Origin of the sequence: Pseudomonas sp. 10S4 (assembly GCF_034344865.1) — a bacterium.
Lineage (GTDB): Bacteria > Pseudomonadota > Gammaproteobacteria > Pseudomonadales > Pseudomonadaceae > Aquipseudomonas.
Genome location: NZ_CP133774.1, coordinates 1,206,372 through 1,227,194 on the forward strand (window position 1 = coordinate 1,206,372; position 20,823 = coordinate 1,227,194).

The following is a 20,823-nucleotide window of genomic DNA, read 5'->3' on the forward strand; positions in this document are numbered from 1 at the left end:
CCCCCGTTCGGCTGCGAAGCAGTCGTAAACCTGCGAATGCGGTTTCTCCTGATGGACCGCATACACCGGTTTGGGGCCGCTTCGCGACCCAACGGGGCAAGCCCCTCGCCACAAAAGCTCCCTCGCCACAGGGGATTTGCGTTAGCCGAGGGCGGTCTTCTCCAGGTGTTGCAGGATGATCGGGTACACATCCACCACCGCGTCCTTGCCGAACATGCAGTCGATATGGCCATAACCCGGCACCACCTGCCGGCTATAGCGTTCCGGCCCGTGGACCTTGCACACCCGCTCATAGGTCCTGAGCGTGCTCTCCGGCAGGTAGCACTGGTTGTCCGCCCCGCTGATAAAGCAGATCGGCATGCTCAACCGGTCGAAGTGCGACATGTAAACGTCTTCACCCTTGAAGTTCACCAGATGACCTTTGCGCACGATCAGCGCCAGGTGCTCGAAGGTCTGCATGTTCGACTCGCCAAACAGCTCGTGCAGGTTGTCGTGCAAGGTTTCATTGAGGGTGTCGTGGCGGTACAACGACGCGTACATGAAGGTGATGCGGTGGCACACCGGGTTGGTGCAGTAGCCCTGGGCCTCGATCCGGGCGTAGCCGTTGAGGGCTTTGTCGTAGAGTTTGTTGAACCAGTTCTCCTTGTTGTCGGCGTAGGCGGTAAGGGATTTGACCCCGATGGCATCGAGCATCCCCGGCAAGTGCAAACCGGCCTTGAGCCCGGTGGCCGTGGCCACGACGGTATCGGCGGCTATCTGCGAGCAAACCACTGACCGCACACCTTGCAGCCCGGCCAGCAGCGACATGAAGAAGGTCGTCGCGCCGTAGCAATGCACCACGCACTGCACGTCGGCGGCCTTGGTCGCTTGCTGAATCTGGCCGATGGCAGCCTTGAAGTCGTACTCGGCGATCTGGTCGCCATTCCATTCCTTCTTGCTCGCCGGCAGCAGGATGCTCACCCGCAAATCCAGCAACCAGACGTCGTACTCGTGCTTGCACAGGTACTCCAGCAGGTTGGTCTGGATGGTGTCGGTGGAGAAAATATTCGAGCCCACACCCAGCCCGTGCACCAGCATCACCGGGCCTTTGGTGCCACCCTGATAACGGGTCAGGCGCAGTTCGACGTTGTCCTCGGTCGGGAAGAAATGCACGCTCGGAGTTGGCGCATCCAGCGGTCGTTTCAGCCGCGGTGGTGCGTCGGGGTTGAAGTAGATGTCGCCGGCAAACACGCCGCCATAACTCTCCCAGAGAATCCCGGCGAAGAACTTGCCGAAGCGTGCCAGGCCTTCAATGCGCTCGCGCTCGTTGCGGGCGTTGAGCACCTTCATGGTGGTCATTTGCTTGGCGAAATCGGTCGGGTGAATATGCATCACCCCGGAACCGATCACTGCACCGGTCTTGTCCGGCCCGCGATACAGCGTGACGTACAGCGTGCTGGTGTCGTGCCAGATGTTCAGCACGCCGTTGTCTTCCGGCACGGTTTTGAAGGCGCTGAAGAAATAGTCCTGGCCGTCCTCGGCGGTCAGCTTCATGTCGTATTTCATGTGGCGCACGCCGACCTGTTCTTCGTATTGCTCGAACAGGTTGAACACGCCATTGCTGGCAGTCGCGGCTGCGGCGACAGGCCGGCGCATCCAGCGTGCCAACCAGGGTGGCGGCGTGTTCCGGTTCCTTGATCATGCGGTTGAGGTCGTTGGCGGTGATGGTCAGGGTGAACTCGATGGGCGAGTTTTCCGATTCGCCGCGAGTGGCTGCTGCTTCATACAACGGCAGGTCGGTGCCCTGAGGCTGGGTGAAGTCCTTGGAGAAGTAGCCCTTCATGGTTTCGGTGAACTGCACGCCGAGGGTCGGCGGTGCGACTTGTTTGCGCGGCGCTGAAGGCAACGTGTAATCGATCTGCCAGCCACGATCAGCCGCCAGCAGGCCCATGTTGCGCTCGCTTACTGCCGAGATGGTCAGCAGCGGATTGACCGCCAGGGATGTCGGAATCACTGCGCCGTCGGTCACGTACAAACTGGCATACACGTCAGTGCCGCTGACACCGCTGAACACCTGGCCCTTGTGGTTGACCACGCCCTGCCCCGCATCCTCGCCCATCACGCAACCGCCCAACGGGTGGACCGAAACGATGCTGTGTTTGAGCAACTCGGTCCAGATCGGATTCTCGACCCAAACCCCGCCCAACGCCTTGGTGCTCAGGTGTAGGCGCTCATTGCCGAGTTTGACGTTTTCCTGCTCGCCAACACCGGGCCAATCGATGCGCAACTGATCCTTGCTGTCGAGCACCATCCGGCCCTTGCCGTCATCGTGGCTCATGATCAGGTAGGTCTGCATGTTGTGCAGCGCGCCGTAATACGGCCCACGCAGGAAACTTTCGGCTTCGCGCTCCTTGTATTTCATCTTGCCGGTGAAGCTGTCGTCGGTCGCCACGCCGATCAGCTCGGCGAACCCGGCCATGCTCGGTACCATCGGCCGGCCGAGGGCGCCGGGGATCGAGCCTTCTTCGATGACCATGCGGCTGCGCCAGTCGCCTTCGGTGCGCATGTCGATGACCGAGGTGATGCACGGGCCGACCGGGTGCAGCTCCTTGGCCGGATGCGCGCCGAAACCAATGCCGTTGATCGGCTGTTCGCAGTTATGGCCGAAGCCGAGGATGTCGACCGTTGCCGCTCATGTTTTCGCCGAGCTGGTTGGAGGTCGACAGGCCTTTGTCCCGGGAACGCAGGAGGATTTCGGTGGAACCCAGGGTCCCGGCGGACACCACCACGATGTCGGCTTTGACGAACAGCGTCGGCGCCGAGAACGTCTCGCGACCGCTGTCCAGGTATTGGAAGTGCACGATCCAGCCATCGCCGTCGCGCTCCAGGTGCCGCACTTCGGCCTGGCAGAAAATCTCCGCGCCGTGGTTCGAGGCGTCTGGCAGATAGTTCATCAGCGTGGTGTTCTTGGCCTTGTTGTTACAGCCCGAGACGCAGTCGCCGCAGTGGTTGCAAGGCAGTTGTTCGACGCCGACGTGGTTGAGGTTGTTCGGCAGCTTGTCGAAGGTCACGTTGATCGGCGGCCGGTAAAAGTGCGCGCCTTGCTTGAGGTAATCCGCCGATTTTTTGTTGGCTTCGAGTTTGGGCAATACCGGCGAGGTGCTGGGATACGGCATGGGCTTGAGCATTTCCCGGGCCCGGGCGTAGCCGTCCTTGAGCAAGGTGTCGCGATGTTCGCGCACCGCCAGCGGCCAGCGCGGATCGTCGAACACACCGGGTTCCGGTTCCAGGGCGACGTTGGCGTTGATCAGCGAGGTGCCGCCCAAGCCACAACCGACCACCACGTTCTGCTGGGCATTGACGTGCAGGTCGAACAACCCGGTACGCGAGCCGATGTGGCCGTCCGGGTCATGCACCTGCAACTCCTCGGTGGCCGCGATCATGGTGTTGGGGTACTCGCCGGGCTGCATTTCCCGACCGCGCTCCAGCAGGCACACCCGCTTACCGGCCCGGGACAGGCGCGAAGCCGCGATCCCGCCGCCATAGCCGGAGCCGATGACGATCACGTCGTAGTGTTCCTTGATGTCGCTGATGGGCGTTGCGATCCGGGTCATGGGTTTTTCCTCTCTCAGGCTGATGGGGCAACTCTGCGGTTGCCTGCTATCAATGGGCGAACGGACACCTGGCCACTGAGCGAACTCAGCGACAGCAAAGCTGTGGCGTTGGAGGGGTCAAGCGCTATAGACGGGCACGCTGATTGGCCGCTCGGCGATGGATGCGCTTACGCAGCGAAGTCGCAGGAACCGGGACGCAGGCCGTGCAGGGAGTGGGGTGCAGGTGGTGTGGCTGGCTATCCATCACGCGTTCTCCCTGAACCAGATGTGGATAAGTAACGGTTGTCCTTGGTAAATGGTTAGTGAAGACAGGCGGCAGATTGAAGTCAAGGAAGTGCCTTAGACCTGTATGAAATCTGATCTATTACGTTCAGGCCTATGCGGGGCGTGGCTTGTAGGGTTTAGCGAACAAGTTATCCACACCTCCACCCACAGCAAATGGGGACAAGTATGGATTTACTGGGAATACGCTTGAAAATTAGTGAAGAAAAACCGTGACTTATCCAGAAGCAGGGTTCTGGATGGCAATTGGTTGTTTTTTGATCTACAGCCTACAAGCCATGTTTTATATGGGCTGCAGAGGATGGCGAACACCTTATCCACAGAAGCGCCAACAGACTTTGGGGGCAACTTTGACGGCTCTGTGGAAAACCTGCCTAAGGCTTGATAAATCGGGGTTTACAGGCGGTTTGTCGGCGTAAAACAGTGATTTGGTTGTTTTTTAATCAGACGCGTCACAACCCCGGTTTATATGGCCTGCAGCGGACAGCGAACATCTTATCCACAGAAGCGCCAACAGAGATTGGGGGCAAGTATTGGCGCGCGGGCAAAGTTATCCTCGGGAAAAAGCTCGAAAAAACCACGGGTTAGGCTGGTTGTTTTTTGTACGAAGGGTTGCGGGGCTTGATTGGCGTGGGGTGTAGCGAGGGGCGAACATGTTATCCACAGAAGGACTAACAGGGATTGTGGGTAAATCCAAAAATCCCTGGGGATTGTGGGTATGGCCATAACCTTTGATCGACATCGAACAAATGTGGGAGCGAGTTTGCTCGCGAAGGCGGTGAATCAGGCGACATTGATGTTGGATGTGACGGCCTCTTCGCGAGCAAGCCCGCTCCCACAGGGATTGGGTTCACATGCCTTATGGCCGATACATCAGATAAGCCTTGCCGGTAACCCGAATCATCGGGTGCGGTGTGATCTGGCAGGTGTCGACGATACGGAAGCCATGCCGTTGATAGAACCGACAGGCGCCGGTATTGGCCGCGTAGTCGATCAAGCTCAAGCCGTTGAGCCCCAGCTGATTGGCCCGGTCGTACGCGTAGGCGAGGAATTGTTGGCCCAAGCCCTGATTGCGCCAGCCTTCATGCAGCGCCAGGCTCGAAATATAAAGGGTGTCGGGGATTTCCATCGTGGCATACGGCGCCAGGACCGGATCGGTGACGGGAGCGGCCAGCGGGTCGTAACGCATCACGTAGCTGTGCAGCATGCCGATGACGTTCCCCTCAGCCTGCGCGATCAGGCAGTTCTGCCAGGAGAAGTCGACGTCGTCACGGGCGTAGCGACTGGCACCGACATCCAGCAAGTCCTGGCCGGGCTGCGCCAGTTGGCTCCAGATGTAATCCGCGGCACCTTCCGATGAAATCTGAAACAAGCGAGCAATCTCCCGCGCATCCGCGCGCAGGGCCGAACGAAATTCAACTGCCATTATTTCCCCCTGTGGGAGCGGGCTTGCTCGCGAAAGCGGTGACTCAGTCGACATCAATGTTGAATGTCAGTCCGCTTTCGCGAGCAAGCCCGCTCCCACATTATTAGATCTACGCTGGTTATCTGTTAGCGGACGACGCCTTCTTCAATCAACAACTTCAGAATTGCTTCGGCCCCGGCTTGCGCAGTGACGCCTTTAAGCACCTGCCCGCCCCCACCGCTGGCCTTGGCCGTCGCGGCTTTCATGCGGTCTGCGCCGCTTTTGGCCTTGATCACTTTCAGGCGTTTAGGCCGTGGTTTGGCCGGTTGCAGGGTTGCGACCGCCAGCAGTTCATCGTCGATGACTTCGACGTCTTCAGCCTGCAACACCCCACGCCGGGCTGGGCCGTAAGCGCTTTGCCGAGGCTTCGGCGCTGCGTTATCCACAGTCGCCAGAAACGGCAGCCGTACTTTCAAGCGACGGCGTTGACCACGTGGCAACGCTTGCAACACCAGGGCCGAATTACCGTCGATGGATTCGACCTGAGCCAGTCCCACCACCAGCGGCCAGCCGAGGCTTTCAGCCAGCAGGAACGGCAACATGCCAGAGCCCTCACCGGTTTCAGCCTGGCTGCCGGTCAGCACGACCTGCGCCCCGGCATCGCGAAGATAAGCAGTCAACGCCGGCAGCGCGTCGGCGCCTTCCGGCTGTTCCAGAACATGCAGTTGTTCCAGGCCCATGCCCAAATAGGCACGCAATGCAGGTTCCGCGACGTCGCCGGCATGCAGCACTTGCAGGTTATCCCCAGCCAGTTGCAGGCCCAGTTCCACGGCGCGCGCGTCCTGTTCGGCGCGGCGTGGCCGGCCGGAGGTCGGGTGGGCGCCGATGGACACCAGGCTGATGACGTTAGTACTCATAACCCTTTCCTTCCCTTAAGCCGCATCGCGCTTGGCGTCGTTGCGATAAGCCGCTATCGCATCGATCAAGGCTTGAAGAATCTCGGCGCTCTCGCCGATCACCGACAGGTCGGCCCGTTTGATCATGTCGCAGCCAGGATCGAGGTTGATCGCCACCACCTTGTCGCAGGCACCGATGCCTTGCAGGTGCTGAATCGCCCCGGAAATCCCCACGGCCACATAAACCCGTGCGGTGACCCAGGTGCCCGACGCACCGACCTGACGGTCGCGGGCCATGAACCCATCGTCCACCGCCACCCGCGATGCGCCTTCGGTAGCGCCCAATGCTTCGGCTGTCCTGTGGAAAAGTCCCCAGTCCTTGACCCCGTTGCCGCCAGAGAAAATGAACTCAGCTTCGGCCATTGGAATCGCCGCCGGGTCCACCGCCACCGCGCCCAAATCTTCGATACGTGACAGGCTACGAACCACGGCTGTGGATAACTCCACCGGCAAGGCTTCGTGACGGGTTTCGCTGACAGGTTCGGCGCATTCAACAGCGGCCAGAATCAAGCGTGCTACCGGGCGCGCAAGGTCTTGCAAGCCCGCACCGGCGCGGCCGATGCATTCCTGGTCCTTGACCTGCCAGACCCGCGTGGCCGGGCGTTCGCCCAGTGCCGCGGCAAAGCGTCGACCGAGTTCGCCACCACCGCTGCGGCTGTCCGGCAGCAACCAGTGACGCGGGTTGAACTGGTTATCCACAGCCCGCAGGCCCTGGACGCGTTGTTCCGGTGCATAACCGCTGAATTCATCACCATCGAGCACCAGCAAGCGATCGACACCTGCGGTGGCGAAAGCGTTTTCTTTGTGTTCGCCGAAAACCACTGCCAGCACCGCGCCGTCGTTGCCGGCCAACTGATGAGCGAGGCCGAGCAAGTCGCGGTCGTGGCTGCTCAAGCGACCGCCGACCATGTCCGGCACCACGCAGATGTAAAACGCTGGTGCAGGCACTTGATGCAGCGGCAGTTGCACTTCAACGGCGGCCGAACGTTTGGTCGCCCCGCCCTGCTGTGCGCCGCTGCGGTCGATGCGCTTGATGCCGTTAGGCCCGATAAAACCAATGCCATGCAGATTCTTGCGGATGACGCCGTTCGGGCCCATCCAGCTGTGTTGCGCCGGTTGCATCGCCGCGTGCAGCGGGTGCAAACGGTTACGGGCAATCCATTCGGCGCGGGGGTCGCGGCGGATAATGTCGCTCATCAGTGGGCCTCCGCAGGTTCACGTTTGGCCGGGGTGCTCGGCTTGCTCGGTGCGGCGTCTTCGAGCAATGCATCGGCCACCAGTTCGGCGATGTCCTTGATCAGCGGACGCGGTTCGACCACGCCTTCGAGCATCGCGGTGCATTGTGGGCAACCCACAGCTACCAGTTCGGCGCCGGTTTCACGAATGTCGTCCATGCGCATGTCGGGGATCCGTTGCTTGCCCGGAATGTCGGTGATCGGCGCACCGCCACCGCCACCGCAGCAGCGCGAGCGGAAACCGGAGCGTTGCATTTCCTTCACTTCAATCCCGAGGGCGCGCAACACTTCACGCGGCGCCTCGTATTCACCGTTGTAGCGACCGAGGTAGCACGGGTCGTGATAAGTCACGCTGGTGCCTTTGTGCTGGCCGAGGTTCAGGGCGCCAGCGTCGATGATTTCGGCCATGTAGGTGCTGTGGTGCTGCACGAGGTAGTTGCCGTCGAAGGCGCCGTACTCGTTTTTCAGCACGTGGAAGCTGTGCGGGTCGCAGGTGACGATGCGGTTGAAGCTGTATTTGGCCAGGGTCTGGATGTTGCGTTTGGCCAACAACTGGAAGGTCGCTTCGTCGCCCAGGCGTCGGGCCACGTCACCGCTGTCGCGTTCTTCAAGACCGAGCACCGCGAAGTCGACCTTGGCCGCTTTCAGCACTTTGACGAAGGCGCGCAAAGTGCGCTGGTTGCGCATGTCGAAGGCACCGTCGCCGGCCCAGAACAGCACGTCGACCGACTTCTTCTCGCTGAGCAGGTTGAGGTTCAAGTCCGCCGCCCAGTTCATCCGCCCGCCTGGGGCGAAGCCGCCAGGGTTGTCAGTGGCGATCAGGTTTTCCAGGACTTCGGCGCCCTTGTTTGGCGTGGCGCCTTTTTCCAGCGTCAGATGGCGGCGCATGTCGACGATGGCGTCGACGTGCTCGATCATCATCGGGCATTCCTCGACGCAGGCGCGGCAGGTGGTGCAGGACCAGAGGGTTTCGGCGTCCACCAGACCGTTAACGATCGGTTGATGCGGGTTACCGGCGTGTTCACCGATGGCTTTGCCTGGGTACGGGCTGCCGGCGAAGTTGGCGTCGGTGCCACCGGCCAGGCCAACGACCATGTCTTGAATCAGTTTTTTCGGGTTCAGCGGCTGGCCGGCGGCGAACGCCGGGCACGCTGCTTCGCATTTACCGCACTGTACGCAGGCGTCGAAACCGAGCAGTTGGTTCCAGGTGAAATCCTTGGGTTTTTCCACGCCCAGCGGCGCGGTCGGGTCGCTCAGGTCCAGCGGTTTCAAACCGGTGGAACGGCCACCATTAAAGCGTTCAGCGCGACGGTGCCAGGCCAGGTGCAGGGCACCAGCGAAGGCGTGCTTCATCGGTCCGCCCCAGGTCATGCCGAAGAACAATTCCGAGACGCCCCAGAGCACGCCGACACCGAGGATTGCCGCCAACAGCCAACCGCCGAAGTTTTCCGGGAGGATGCCGGCGACCGGCAGGGTCAACAGGAAGAAGCTCGCGGAGAATGCCAACAGGCTTTTGGGCAAACGCATCCATGGCCCTTTGGACAGGCGGGCCGGTGGGTGGCGACGGCGCAGGAACATGAAAATCGCACCGACGAACATCACCGCCGTCATCAGCAACAGTGCATAGCCGAGGAAGCGGTTATGCAGGCCAAAACCGTGCACCAGAATTGCCAGCACGATGGACGCCACCGCACCACCGGCCGTGGCCACGTGGGTGTTGGCGATGTATTTGTCCCGCGCGACCACGTGGTGCAAGTCGACCATGTAGCGCTTGGGCATGGCCAGCAGGCCGCCGATCAGGTCGACTTTCGAAGCCCGGCCCCGGCGCCACATAGCCACCCGCCGCAACGCGCCCAGGACACCCAGGCCCAGGGCAGCGAACAGCAGGATTGGAAGAAGGGTGTTCAACATGTGGAGCTCCCAAAGACCTCGGGGTCTTGCACGGGTTCATGTGCGTGCCGATGAAGGCCTGGCACCTACCTGTGGCGAGGGGCTTGCCCCCGTTCGGCTGCGAAGCAGTCGTAAACCGGCCAACGCGTTCTTACTGACAGACCGCATTGGCTGATTTTGGGGCCGCTTCGCAGCCCAACGGGGCAAGCCCCCTCGCCACAGTGATGGTGGTGATGCGCTTAGAAATCCTTGCACAACCGCAGGGCGTCGTAGATCGCCGCGTGGGTGTTGCGCTGGGCCACGCAGTCGCCGATGCGGAACAGCAAGTAGCCGTCACCCGCCTGGCTCAGCGATGGCTGCGGCTTGATCGCGAACAAGGCTTCGATGTCCATCTGGCCTTTGTTGCGCGACGCTTCCTTCAGCGCGTAATAGATTTCTTCGTCCGGACGCACGCCGTTTTCGACGACGACCTGGTCCACCACCCGCTCCTCTTTGGCGCCGGTGTATTCGTTTTCCAGCACCGCCACCAACTTGTCGCCTTCGCGGTAGACCTTCTCCAGCATCATGTCGCCGGTCATGATCACTTCTTTGGGGTACATGCTGCGGTAGTACGTCGGGAACGATGTGCCGCCAATCGCCACGCCCGGTTTGATGTCGTCGGTGACGATCTCGACCTGGCTGCCCTTGTCGGCGAGGAAGTCGGCAGTGGACATCCCGGTGAATTCGCAAATGGTGTCGTAGACCAGCACGTTCTTGCCCGGCGCTACTTTGCCGTCAAGGATGTCCCAACTGCTGACCACCAGGCCTTCCGCCGCGCCCCAGTGTTCGTTCTGCTCCAGGAATGGATGGCCGCCAACCGCGAGCACCACCACGTCCGGACGCAGGTCGAGAATGGTCGCCGCATCGGCGGCCACGCCCAGGCGCAGGTCGACTTTCAGCCGCGCCAGCTCAAGCTGGAACCAGCGAGTGATACCGGCAATCTGGTCCCGTTGCGGGGCTTTCGAAGCAGTGGTGATCTGCCCGCCGATGAATTCTTTCTTCTCGAACAGGGTCACGTCGTGGCCACGTTCGGCCGACACGCGAGCCGCTTCCATCCCGGCAGGACCGGCACCGACCACCACGACTTTGCGTTTCACACCGGTCGATTTCTCGATGATGTGCGGCACGCCCATGTATTCACGGGAGGTCGCGGCGTTCTGGATGCACAGTACGTCCAGGCCCTGGTACTGACGGTCGATGCAATAGTTGGCACCGACGCATTGTTTGATCTGGTCGACCTGGCCCATTTTGATCTTGGCGATCAGGTGCGGGTCAGCGATGTGGGCGCGGGTCATGCCGACCATGTCGACGTAGCCGCCCTCCAGAATCCGCGTTGCCTGGTTCGGGTCCTTGATGTTCTGCGCGTGCAGCACCGGAGCCTTCACCACTTCCTTGATACCGGCCGCCAAATGCAGGAATGGCTCCGGTGGATAACTCATGTTCGGGATAACGTTGGCCAGGGTGTTGTGGGTGTCGCAACCCGAACCGACCACGCCGATGAAGTCGATCATGCCAGTGTCGTCGTAGTACTTGGCGATCTGCTTCATGTCCTCGTGGGACAAGCCGTCCGGGTGGAACTCGTCACCGCACAGACGGATGCCGACGCAGAAATCCGGGCCGACTTCCTTGCGAACAGCCTTCAGGACTTCCAGGCCGAAACGCATGCGATTCTCGAAGCTGCCGCCCCATTCGTCGGTACGCTTGTTGACGCGCGGGCTCCAGAACTGGTCGATCATGTGCTGGTGCACCGCCGACAGTTCAACGCCGTCCAGGCCACCGGCCTTGGCGCGACCAGCCGCGGTGGCGTAGTTGCCGATCACCCGCCAGATTTCTTCCGGCTCGATGGTTTTGCACGTCGCACGGTGCACCGGTTCACGGATGCCCGATGGCGACAGCAGGGTTGGCCAATGCTCGCCGTCCCAACGCGAGCGTCGGCCCATGTGGGTAATCTGGATCATGATCTTGGCGCCATGCTTGTGCATGGCATCGGCCAGATTCTGGAAGTGCGGGATAATCCGGTCATCGGCCAGGTTGACCGATTTCCACCAGCCTTGCGGGCTGTCGATGGCCACGCTGGAGGAACCGCCGCAAATCGCCAGGCCGATCCCGCCCTTGGCTTTCTCTTCGTAATACTTGACGTACCGGTCGGTGGTCATGCCGCCGTCGGTGGCATAAACCTCGGCGTGCGCGGTGCTGAGCACGCGGTTACGGATGGTCAGTTTGCCGATCTGGATCGGCTGGAACATTGCTTCGAAAGCCATGGCGGGGTCCTCGACTTACAACGGCTTGACGGTGAACAAACCGTCGTCGTGGCCTTCTTCGGAGCCACCGTAGACTTGCTCGGCAACGGTGCGGATGCTGCTGCCGCGGGCTTGCAGAATCTGGTCCATGGCACCGGCAAACCAACCAGTGAACATGTAGTCGACCTTGCGGCCGACCTTGCCGTACACGTAGACGAACGCCGAGTGTTCAAGCTTGACGCTGGCGGTGCCTTTGTCGAGGTCGATGTCCTGGATCTTGAACAGGCCCCAGCCGCGTTGCGACAGGCGTTTCATGTAGTGTTCGAACACCGCGACGCCTTCCAGACCGTGGCATTCAGCTTCTTTTTCACACCAGTGCCAGGCGGATTTGTAGCCGGCCTTGTAGAGAATTTCGGCGTAGGCGTCGCTGCCCAGCACTTCCTCGATGCCCATGTGGTTGTTGACGAAGAAGTGACGCGGTACGTACAGCATTGGCAGGGCGTCGGAGGTCCAGACACCGGTTTCGCTGTCGACTTCGATTGGCAATTGCGGGGCGATCTTGGCCATGGAAACTTAACTCCAGAAAATTTGGGTGTTGCCCCCGGCGCGGACGGCCGGGGGAAAGGATTCTTCAGATGCGGCGGCTTATTCGCCCCAGACGTCTTTGAGGACGTTGACCCAGTTCTCGCCCATGATCTTGCGGACCACGCGCTCGGAGTGGCCGCGCTTGAGCAGCGTCTCGGTCAGGTTCGGGAACTCGCCGACGGTGCGGATGCCCAGCGGGTTGATGATCTTGCCGAAGCTGGTCAGACGGCGGGCGTAGCCCTTGTCGTGGGTCAGCATTTCGAAAAATCCTGGCCATGACCCTGGGTGAAGTCGGTGCCGATGCCGATGGCGTCTTCGCCGACGATGTTCATGGTGTATTCGATGGCTTCGGCGTAGTCGTCGATGGTCGAATCGATGCCCTTGGCGAGGAACGGCGCGAACATGGTCACGCCGACAAAACCGCCGTGGTCAGCAATGAACTTCAGTTCTTCATCGGACTTGTTGCGCGGGTGCTCTTTAAGACCCGACGGCAGGCAGTGGGAGTAGCAGACTGGCTTTTTGGATTCGAGGATGACTTCTTCGGAAGTCTTGGAACCCACGTGGGACAGGTCGCACATGATGCCCACGCGGTTCATCTCGGCGACGATCTCGCGACCGAAGCCCGACAACCCACCATCACGCTCGTAGCAACCGGTGCCGACGAGGTTCTGGGTGTTGTAGCACATCTGCACCACGCCAACGCCGAGCTGCTTGAAGATCTCGACATAGCCGAGTTGGTCTTCAAAGGCATGGGCGTTCTGGAAACCGAAAATGATCCCGGTCTTACCCTGCTCCTTGGCTTTACGGATGTCAGCGGTGGTTTTCACCGGGATCACCAGATCGCTGTTCTCGCGGATCAGCTTCTGGCTCGCGGCGATGTTATTGATAGTGGCCTGGAAGCCTTCCCACACCGACACAGTGCAGTTGGCTGCGGTCAAACCGCCCTTGCGCATGTCTTCGAACAGTTCGCGGTTCCACTTGGCGATAATCAGCCCGTCGATAACGATGCTGTCGGCGTGCAATTCGGCTGGGCTCATCAGGCAGTCCCCTATTAGCGATTCATGCGCCGAATCGTGTGCCGGCGCTTTGGGGCCAGCATATGCCTGAGGACCGGGGCAGCCGGGTGCAAAAACGACAGGGGGTTTGCCGAAAGCGTCAATCTGCGACAAAGGGTCGTTATCGAGTCTCATCACCCGGCTGTTCAATGCCGTCCGCTTGGGCCAGAATTCGGCGCATTACTGGATGCTTACTGGATTTAGGGCGACGCAATGAAATCGATCTTCCTGGCTTTGGCACTGATAGCGACCGGCGTACAGGCGGCTGAAGAGTCCGACAACAACCCCTGCGATGCCGTCGAAAACGACGTCCAGACCCTGGAGTGCTCGGCCTACAGCAGAACCACCGCCGAACAACTGCTCAAGGACAACTTCCAGGGGCTGAACGAGCGCTTGCAGTCGGTTTATGGCAAAAACAAGGCGCAGTTGGGTGATATCACCGAAAAACTCAAGGTTGCCCAGCAGCAATGGTTGAAGACTCGGGATGCGGATTGCGCGGTGGAAGCGTTTCCGGCGACGAGTGGTAGCAAGGCGTTCACGATTGCGCAGAATGATTGCGTGGCACGGATGAGTGATGAACGGTCGGAGTTTTTGGAGTCGATTTCGCAGGAGTGAGGCTGTAATGGAAAACAATATGATCCCCCACGAAGTAGTCATCCGTATCACCGACGGCGCGCTCCCGGTTCAGGCTTGGCGTGTATACCTGAACCTTACTCAGGATGAAGTTGCCGAACGCATGGGCGTTTCGCAATCGGCCTTTGCCGAGCTAGAAAGCGTTTCGAAGCCCCGCAAGTAAACCCGCGAGAAGATTGCATCCGCATTTGGCATCAACGCCGATCAGCTTGAGCTGTAAGCTGCACGCCATCAGCCAGTTAAGGGATTCAAATGAAAATCTGCGGCATCGAAATCAAAGGCAGCGAAGCGATCATCGCCGTGGCCTCCCTCGACGGTCAGGCGCTGAGCCACGTCGCCCTGGCCACCAAGAAAATTGCTTTGGACGATGACGACGAGGCCGCCAACGTCAAAGTCTTCGCCGCTCAGGTCGCCTCGTTTGTGCGTGAGAATGCCATTGATCGGATTGCGATCAAGAAGCGCAGCAAGAAAGGTGAGTTTGCCGGTGGGCCGACCACGTTCAAGATCGAGGGCGTTTTCCAGTTACTGGACAATTGCGAGGTGACGCTGCTGTCGCCGCAGACGATCAATGCGCAGAACAAGAAGTTTGATTTTGAACTGCCGGGGTCGCTGAACAAGTATCAGCATGAGGCGTTCAAAGCGGCGTGTTCTGCGCTGATGAAGAAATAATCCTCTCTCCCAGACAATGAAGATCAACTGTGGGAGCGGGCTTGCTCGCGAATGCGGTGGGTCAGTCACTTCAAATCTCGACTGATGCACCGCATTCGCGAGCAAGCCCGCTCCCACATTGGTTTTGTGTCTGGCTCAGACCTTCGCGGTACGCCGGTCTTCCCGCGGACACCGCTCAAACCGCGCCCGATAACTGCGGGTGAAATACGACGGCGATTCAAACCCGCACGCGATGCTCACTTCCAGCACGCTCATATCCGTCTGGCGCAACAACTGCCGGGCCTTCTCCAGCCGTAGCCGCAGATAAAAGTTGCTCGGCGTATCGTTCAGGTGCAGGCGAAACAGGCGTTCCAGTTGGCGCCGGGTCACCTTTATTGACTCCGCCAAATCCAGCGTGCTCAGCGGCGGTTCGCTGTGTTGCTCCATCTCTCCAATCACATGCACAAGCTTCTTGTTGCTGATGCCATAACGCGTGGCGACTTCCATGCGCTGGTGGTCTTTGCGTGGGCGGATGCGGCCGAGCACGAATTGTTCGCTGACCTGGATCGCCAGTTCCGGGCCGTGGGCCTGGCCGATGAGGTCGAGCATCAGGTCGATGGACGCGGTGCCGCCCGCCGAGGTGATGCGGCGGCGATCGATCTCGAACAGTTCCTGGGTGACGCTGAGCTGTGGATAAGATTCCTTGAACGCGTCGATGGCTTCCCAGTGCAGGGTCAGGCGATGGCCGTCGAGCAAGCCAGCTTCGGCAAGGACGAAGCTGCCGGTGTCGATGGCGCCGAGGGTCACGCCTTCGTTGTCCAGCCGGCGCAGCCAGTGCTCCAGCGCCGGGGTAGCGAATTTCAGCGGTTCGAAACCGGCGATCACCAACAGCGTCGCGCCTTTCTTCAGCGGCTCCAGCGCCGCGTCGGCGTTGACCGACATGCCGTTGCTGGCCAACACCGCGCCGCCATCGGCACTCAATACATGCCAGCGATACAGCTCGCCACGAAAGCGATTGGCGACCCGTAGCGGCTCAATTGCCGAGATAAAACCGATGGCCGAGAAACCCGGCATCAACATGAAGTAGAAATCCTGGGACATGGAGCGCACTCGACTGGCAGGTAACGAGAGGGCGGGAAGCGTGTGGACGTTGATACGCCAGTTGTCCACGGCATTCAAGAGGTCAGGTCGCTGCAGTGCAAGAGCTGGTCGCCGCAGTGCGCTTTCATGGGGGCTTAGCTGCGTAACTTGGCATCACCGGCGCACGAAGACACCGGGACCCACAATAACGACCTGCCGAGGAACCCACCATGAAACGACTGATCAGCAGCTGTGTTCTTGCACTCAGCGGTACCGCTTTCTTGAGCGCCAGTGTCATGGCCGCCGACCCCGCCGCGTGCCAGAACGTACGCATGGGTGTAGTGAACTGGACCGATGTGATCGCCACCAGCGCCATGACTCAGGTATTGCTCGATGGCCTCGGCTACAACACCAAACAAACCAGCGCGTCCCAGCAAATCATCTTCGCCGGGATCCGCGACCAGCGCCTGGACATGTTCCTGGGCTACTGGAACCCGCTGATGACCCAGACCATCACCCCGTTCGTTGATGGCAAGCAGGTCAAAGTGCTGGAAGCGCCGAGCCTGAAAGACGCCCGCGCGACCCTCGCCGTACCGACTTACCTCGCCGACAAAGGCCTGAAAACCTTCGCCGACATCGCCAAGTTCGAAAAAGAACTGGGCGGCAAGATCTACGGCATCGAGCCAGGCTCGGGCGCCAACACCCAGATCAAGGCAATGATCGCCAAGAACCAGTTTGGCCTCGGCAAATTCCAGCTGGTCGAGTCCAGCGAGGCCGGCATGCTCGCGGCGGTGGATCGCGCCGTGCGCCGCAACGAAGCCGTGGTGTTCTTCGGCTGGGCGCCGCACCCGATGAACGTCAACGTGAAAATGACCTACCTCACCGGCAGCGACGACGCCCTGGGCCCGAACGAAGGCATGGCCACGGTCTGGACCGTCACCGCACCGAAATACGCCGAACAATGCCCGAACGTCAGCCGTTTGCTGAACAACCTGACGTTCACCGCCGCCGATGAGAGCCGGATGATGCAGCCGCTGCTGGATCACAAGGACGCCTTCGCATCAGCCAAGCAATGGCTGCAAGATCACCCGCAAGACAAGCAGCGCTGGCTCGAAGGTGTGACCACCTTCGATGGCAAACCGGCCGCCGACAACCTGCAATTGACCAGTAAATAAATCCGACATCAATAACCGACTCGCAGCCCGTGAAGGGCTGCGTCCGGACACATCACGCCTGCAAGGAACTCGCCTCATGAACCACGACGTCATCATCACCTGCGCACTCACCGGTGCTGGCGACACGACCGCCAGAAGCCCACACGTGCCGGTCACCCCGAAACAAATCGCGGCCGCCGCCGTGGAAGCCGCCAAGGCTGGCGCCACCGTGGTCCACTGCCACGTTCGCGACCCCGAAACCGGCAAGTTCAGCCGTGACGTGGCGCTGTACCGCGAAGTGATGGAGCGTATCCGCGAGGCGGACGTCGACATCATCGTCAACCTCACCGCCGGCATGGGCGGCGACCTGGAAATCGGCGCGGGCGAAAATCCGATGGAGTTCGGCCCGAACACTGACCTGGTCGGCCCGTTGACCCGTCTGGCCCACGTTGAAGCACTGCTGCCGGAAATCTGCACCCTCGATTGCGGCACCCTGAACTTCGGCGATGGCGACACCATTTACGTCTCCACCCCGGCCCAGCTGCGCGCTGGCGCCAAACGCATTCAAGAGCTTGGCGTGAAAGCCGAGCTGGAAATCTTCGACACCGGTCACCTGTGGTTCGCCAAGCAGATGATCAAGGAAGGCTTGCTCGACAACCCGCTGTTCCAGCTGTGCCTAGGCATCCCGTGGGGCGCGCCGGCCGACACCACCACCATGAAAGCCATGGTCGACAACTTGCCGGCCGACGCAGTCTGGGCCGGGTTTGGCATCGGTCGCATGCAAATGCCGATGGCCGCACAAGCGGTGCTGCTCGGCGGCAACGTACGGGTCGGGCTGGAAGACAACCTGTGGCTGGACAAAGGCGTGCTGGCGACTAACGGCCAGCTGGTCGAACGCGCCAGCGAAATCCTCAGCCGCCTCGGCGCTCGTGTCCTGACCCCAGCGGAAGGCCGGGCAAAAATGGGCCTGACCAAGCGCGGTTAACCCCCACACACCTCACCTGTGGGAGCGGGCTTGCGTGGCGAGGGGCTTGCCCCCGTTGGGTCGCGAAGCGGCCCTAAAACCTGCAACCGCGGTGTGTCAGGCATACCGCATGCGATGGTTTACGACTGCTTCGCAGCCGAACGGGGCAAGCCCCCTCGCCACAAAAGTCCGCCCCACAGGGGTTCACTGAATCTCTTTAGGAAGTCGCCATGAGCTTTATCACCGAAATCAAAACCTTCGCCGCGCTGGGCAGCGGTGTCATCGGCAGCGGTTGGGTCTCCCGCGCCCTCGCCCACGGCCTCGACGTGGTGGCGTGGGACCCGGCGCCCGGTGCCGAAGCGGCCCTGCGCAAGCGTGTCGCCAATGCCTGGGGCGCTCTGGAAAAACAAGGCCTGGCACCGGGTGCATCACAGGATCGTCTGCGCTTTGTCGCGACGATTGAAGAGTGCGTGCGCGACGCGGATTTCATCCAGGAAAGTGCCCCTGAACGCCTGGAACTGAAACTCGAATTGCACGGCAAAATCAGCGCGGCGGCCAAGCCCAACGCACTGATCGGCTCCAGCACCTCGGGGCTTTTACCGAGCGAGTTCTACGAAGGTTCGACCCACCCGGAACGTTGCGTGGTCGGGCATCCGTTTAACCCGGTTTATCTGCTGCCGTTGGTGGAAGTGGTCGGTGGCAAAAACACCGCGCCAGACGCCATTCAAGCGGCGATAAAAGTCTATGAATCCTTGGGCATGCGCCCGCTGCATGTACGCAAGGAAGTGCCGGGTTTTATCGCCGACCGTTTACTCGAAGCGCTATGGCGTGAGGCGCTGCACCTGGTCAACGACGGTGTGGCGACCACCGGTGAAATCGACGATGCGATTCGCTTTGGCGCCGGGTTGCGTTGGTCGTTTATGGGCACTTTCCTGACCTACACATTGGCGGGTGGTGATGCTGGCATGCGGCACTTCATGGCGCAGTTCGGACCGGCGTTGCAGTTACCGTGGACGTATCTGCCGGCGCCGGAGCTGACGGACAAGTTAATTGATGATGTGGTGGATGGGACCAGTGATCAGTTGGGTACGCACAGCATTTCGGCACTGGAGCGCTATCGTGATGATTGCCTGCTGGCGGTGCTGGAGGCGGTGAAGACCACCAAAGAGAAGCATGGAATGGCCTTCAGCGAGTAACCAGTCAGCAGGCCTGGCCCCTTCGCGAGCAAGCCCGCTCCCACATTGGTTCTGCGTTGTGACATAGACAGTGTTCACACCACAAATCCCCTGTGGGAGCGGGCTTGCTCGCGAAGGCGACAGCTCAGTCACCACCAACATCGGAACCTCACCCATGCCCACCCTCACCACCTACCAAACCAAAATCCTCCCCGACTGGGTCGACTACAACGGCCACTTGCGCGACGCCTTCTACCTGCTGATCTTCAGCTACGCCACCGACGCGCTGATGGATCGCCTGGGGATGGACAGCAACAACCGCGAAGCCAGCGGTCATTCGCTGTTCACCCTCGAACTGCACCTCAATTACCTGCACGAAGTGAAGCTCGACGCCGACGTCGAAGTGCACACCCAGATCATCGCTCACGACCAAAAACGCCTGCACCTCTACCACAGCCTCCACTTGGTAGGCGGTGACAAGGAACTGGCCGGCGACGAACAAATGCTGCTGCACGTCGATCTCGCCGGGCCGCGCTCCGCACCGTTCAGCGCAGAAACCTTGAGCAAACTGCAAGCCATCGTCGCCGAGCAAACCGATCTGCCAACCCCTGACTACATTGGCCGAGTGATCGCACTGCCCACACAAAAATAACAAGGAGCCCGTCATGAACACCGCCGCTGCATTTGCCGATTTCCGTACCTACCCGTTGATCAGCGCATTGGCCGGCGCGCAGACGCTGGCGGACCGCGTCCTGGTGAAATGGGCCGATGGCCGGGCCAGCCCCTTTCATCATCAATGGCTGCGGGATAACTGCCCGTGTCCGCAATGCGTCTACACCGTGACCCGCGAACAAGTACTGGAAATCGTTGATGTCGCTGAAGACCTGACACCGACCCAGGCGCGCATCGATGCTGAGGGTTGTCTGTGCATCGATTGGCAGGACGGTCATCTCAGCCGCTTCGATCCGGGCTGGCTGCGGGCGCATGCGTATGACGACGAATCCCGTGCCGAGCGTCAGGCAGGCAAGCCAAAATCCAGATTATGGAACAGCGAGCTGAAGCTGCCGGTGTTCGAGTATCAAGCACTGATGGACGACAGCGACGCCTTGTTGCAATGGCTGCTGGCGGTGCGCGATATCGGTCTGACTCAGGTGCGCGGCATACCCACCGAACCCGGCTCGTTAAAGCTGATCGCCCAGCGGATTTCCTTCATCCGCGAGAGTAATTTCGGCGTGCTGTTCAACGTGCAATCCAAAGCCAATGCCGACAGCAATGCCTACACCGCTTTCAACCTGCCGCTGCACAGCGACCTGCCGACTCGCGAGTTACAACCGGGGCTGCAATTTCTGCATTGCCTGGTCAATGACGCCGAGGGTGGCGAGAGTATTTTTGTCGACGGTTTTGCGATTGCCGAGGCGTTGCGCCAGGAAGATCCCGAGTCGTTCAAAGCTCTGTGTGAAATCCCCGTGGAGTTCCGCAACAAGGACCGCCACAGCGACTACCGCTGCCTGGCGCCGATCATTGCGCTGGATGCGTTGGGGCAGGTGTCAGAGATCCGCATGGCGAACTTTTTGCGTGGGCCGTTCGATGCTTCGGCGGAGCAGATGCCCAAGCTGTATCGCGCCTACCGACGCTTTATTGCAATGACCCGCGAGGCGCGGTTCCGGGTGATGACGCGGCTTAATCCCGGCGAGTTGTGGTGCTTCGACAATCGTCGCACGCTCCATGCCCGCAACGCGTTTGACCCAGCTACCGGCGCCCGGCATTTCCAGGGGTGTTATGTGGATCGGGATGAGTTGTTGTCGCGCATCCTCGTGTTACAGCGCTAAACCGCGTCATCGTTCATTCGCGAGCAAGCCCGCTCCCACAGTTGACCGCATTCTTCTGAT

At 60.6% G+C, this 20,823-nt stretch carries 14 protein-coding genes and 3 pseudogenes; 8 read left to right on the forward strand and 9 right to left on the reverse strand.

Annotation, left to right across the window (positions count from 1 at the left end; all coding sequences use genetic code 11):
* Positions 1-141: 141 nt before the first annotated feature.
* The 8 genes and pseudogenes from RHM58_RS05710 to RHM58_RS05745 form a co-directional block, all read right to left on the reverse strand.
* Positions 142-3,593: pseudogene (locus tag RHM58_RS05710) on the reverse strand (GMC family oxidoreductase N-terminal domain-containing protein).
* Positions 3,594-4,734: 1,141 nt separating this feature from the next.
* Positions 4,735-5,301 carry a GNAT family N-acetyltransferase gene (locus RHM58_RS05715; protein ID WP_322269841.1) on the reverse strand — a complete coding sequence of 189 codons (567 nt, stop codon included), beginning with the start codon at positions 5,299-5,301 and terminating at the stop codon, positions 4,735-4,737.
* Between the two features lie 125 nt (positions 5,302-5,426).
* Complete coding sequence (locus tag RHM58_RS05720; protein WP_322269842.1) at positions 5,427-6,197, reverse strand: electron transfer flavoprotein subunit beta; 771 nt, start codon at positions 6,195-6,197, stop codon at positions 5,427-5,429.
* A gap of 15 nt (positions 6,198-6,212) precedes the next feature.
* Entirely contained in the window at positions 6,213-7,433 is a 1,221-nt protein-coding gene (locus RHM58_RS05725; RefSeq protein ID WP_322269843.1) for an electron transfer flavoprotein subunit alpha/FixB family protein, read from the reverse strand.
* Positions 7,433-9,382, reverse strand: a complete 1,950-nt coding sequence (dgcB, locus tag RHM58_RS05730; protein WP_322269845.1) for a dimethylglycine demethylation protein DgcB — start codon at positions 9,380-9,382, stop codon at positions 7,433-7,435. Before dgcB ends, RHM58_RS05725 begins: the two co-directional genes overlap by 1 nt.
* A 218-nt stretch (positions 9,383-9,600) precedes the next feature.
* On the reverse strand, positions 9,601-11,661 hold the full coding sequence (gene dgcA, locus RHM58_RS05735; protein ID WP_129440520.1) for a dimethylglycine demethylation protein DgcA: 2,061 nt from the start codon (positions 11,659-11,661) through the stop codon (positions 9,601-9,603).
* Positions 11,662-11,676: 15 nt separating this feature from the next.
* The gene (locus RHM58_RS05740; RefSeq protein WP_201198383.1) at positions 11,677-12,207 is read right to left on the reverse strand and encodes a DUF5943 domain-containing protein; all 531 of its coding nucleotides are present in this window, start codon (positions 12,205-12,207) and stop codon (positions 11,677-11,679) included.
* A gap of 78 nt (positions 12,208-12,285) precedes the next feature.
* Positions 12,286-13,262: pseudogene (locus RHM58_RS05745) on the reverse strand (dipeptidase).
* 231 nt (positions 13,263-13,493) lie between these two features.
* Here RHM58_RS05745 and RHM58_RS05750 point away from each other — a divergent pair.
* From RHM58_RS05750 to RHM58_RS05760, 3 genes and pseudogenes are all read left to right on the forward strand, one after another.
* The gene (locus RHM58_RS05750; protein WP_201198387.1) at positions 13,494-13,895 is read left to right on the forward strand and encodes a lysozyme inhibitor LprI family protein; all 402 of its coding nucleotides are present in this window, start codon (positions 13,494-13,496) and stop codon (positions 13,893-13,895) included.
* 7 nt (positions 13,896-13,902) lie between these two features.
* Positions 13,903-14,076: pseudogene (locus tag RHM58_RS05755) on the forward strand (helix-turn-helix domain-containing protein); the annotation flags it as partial.
* A gap of 89 nt (positions 14,077-14,165) precedes the next feature.
* Positions 14,166-14,582, forward strand: coding sequence for a DUF3010 family protein (locus tag RHM58_RS05760; protein WP_322269847.1), 417 nt, complete (start codon positions 14,166-14,168; stop codon positions 14,580-14,582).
* 135 nt (positions 14,583-14,717) lie between these two features.
* Here the strand turns inward: RHM58_RS05760 and RHM58_RS05765 are convergent, their stop codons facing one another.
* Entirely contained in the window at positions 14,718-15,662 is a 945-nt protein-coding gene (locus RHM58_RS05765) for a GlxA family transcriptional regulator (protein ID WP_322269848.1), read from the reverse strand.
* A 209-nt stretch (positions 15,663-15,871) separates the two neighbouring features.
* Here RHM58_RS05765 and choX point away from each other — a divergent pair, with 209 nt between their 5' ends.
* The 5 genes from choX (at position 15,872) to RHM58_RS05790 (ending at position 20,763) form a co-directional block, all read left to right on the forward strand.
* Positions 15,872-16,816: a choline ABC transporter substrate-binding protein gene (gene choX / locus RHM58_RS05770; RefSeq protein ID WP_322269849.1), complete on the forward strand. Its 945-nt coding sequence runs from the start codon at positions 15,872-15,874 to the stop codon at positions 16,814-16,816.
* Positions 16,817-16,892: 76 nt separating this feature from the next.
* Positions 16,893-17,780, forward strand: coding sequence for a 3-keto-5-aminohexanoate cleavage protein (locus RHM58_RS05775; RefSeq protein ID WP_201198398.1), 888 nt, complete (start codon positions 16,893-16,895; stop codon positions 17,778-17,780).
* 209 nt (positions 17,781-17,989) lie between these two features.
* Positions 17,990-18,955: an L-carnitine dehydrogenase gene (locus tag RHM58_RS05780; RefSeq protein WP_201198400.1), complete on the forward strand. Its 966-nt coding sequence runs from the start codon at positions 17,990-17,992 to the stop codon at positions 18,953-18,955.
* A gap of 154 nt (positions 18,956-19,109) precedes the next feature.
* Complete coding sequence (locus RHM58_RS05785; RefSeq protein WP_322269851.1) at positions 19,110-19,586, forward strand: thioesterase family protein; 477 nt, start codon at positions 19,110-19,112, stop codon at positions 19,584-19,586.
* A 13-nt stretch (positions 19,587-19,599) separates the two neighbouring features.
* The gene (locus RHM58_RS05790) at positions 19,600-20,763 is read left to right on the forward strand and encodes a gamma-butyrobetaine dioxygenase (protein WP_201255498.1); all 1,164 of its coding nucleotides are present in this window, start codon (positions 19,600-19,602) and stop codon (positions 20,761-20,763) included.
* Positions 20,764-20,823: the final 60 nt, after the last annotated feature.

Bases quoted from the DNA above. Each gene is read 5' to 3' on its own strand.
- RHM58_RS05715 (WP_322269841.1), bottom strand. From the start codon at position 5,301: ATGGCAGTTGAATTTCGTTCGGCCCTGCGCGCGGATGCGCGGGAGATT.
- RHM58_RS05720 (WP_322269842.1), bottom strand. From the start codon at position 6,197: ATGAGTACTAACGTCATCAGCCTGGTGTCCATCGGCGCCCACCCGACC.
- RHM58_RS05725 (WP_322269843.1), bottom strand. From the start codon at position 7,433: ATGAGCGACATTATCCGCCGCGACCCCCGCGCCGAATGGATTGCCCGT.
- dgcB (WP_322269845.1), bottom strand. From the start codon at position 9,382: ATGTTGAACACCCTTCTTCCAATCCTGCTGTTCGCTGCCCTGGGCCTG.
- dgcA (WP_129440520.1), bottom strand. From the start codon at position 11,661: ATGGCTTTCGAAGCAATGTTCCAGCCGATCCAGATCGGCAAACTGACC.
- RHM58_RS05740 (WP_201198383.1), bottom strand. From the start codon at position 12,207: ATGGCCAAGATCGCCCCGCAATTGCCAATCGAAGTCGACAGCGAAACC.
- RHM58_RS05750 (WP_201198387.1), top strand. From the start codon at position 13,494: ATGAAATCGATCTTCCTGGCTTTGGCACTGATAGCGACCGGCGTACAG.
- RHM58_RS05760 (WP_322269847.1), top strand. From the start codon at position 14,166: ATGAAAATCTGCGGCATCGAAATCAAAGGCAGCGAAGCGATCATCGCC.
- RHM58_RS05765 (WP_322269848.1), bottom strand. From the start codon at position 15,662: ATGTCCCAGGATTTCTACTTCATGTTGATGCCGGGTTTCTCGGCCATC.
- choX (WP_322269849.1), top strand. From the start codon at position 15,872: ATGAAACGACTGATCAGCAGCTGTGTTCTTGCACTCAGCGGTACCGCT.
- RHM58_RS05775 (WP_201198398.1), top strand. From the start codon at position 16,893: ATGAACCACGACGTCATCATCACCTGCGCACTCACCGGTGCTGGCGAC.
- RHM58_RS05780 (WP_201198400.1), top strand. From the start codon at position 17,990: ATGAGCTTTATCACCGAAATCAAAACCTTCGCCGCGCTGGGCAGCGGT.
- RHM58_RS05785 (WP_322269851.1), top strand. From the start codon at position 19,110: ATGCCCACCCTCACCACCTACCAAACCAAAATCCTCCCCGACTGGGTC.
- RHM58_RS05790 (WP_201255498.1), top strand. From the start codon at position 19,600: ATGAACACCGCCGCTGCATTTGCCGATTTCCGTACCTACCCGTTGATC.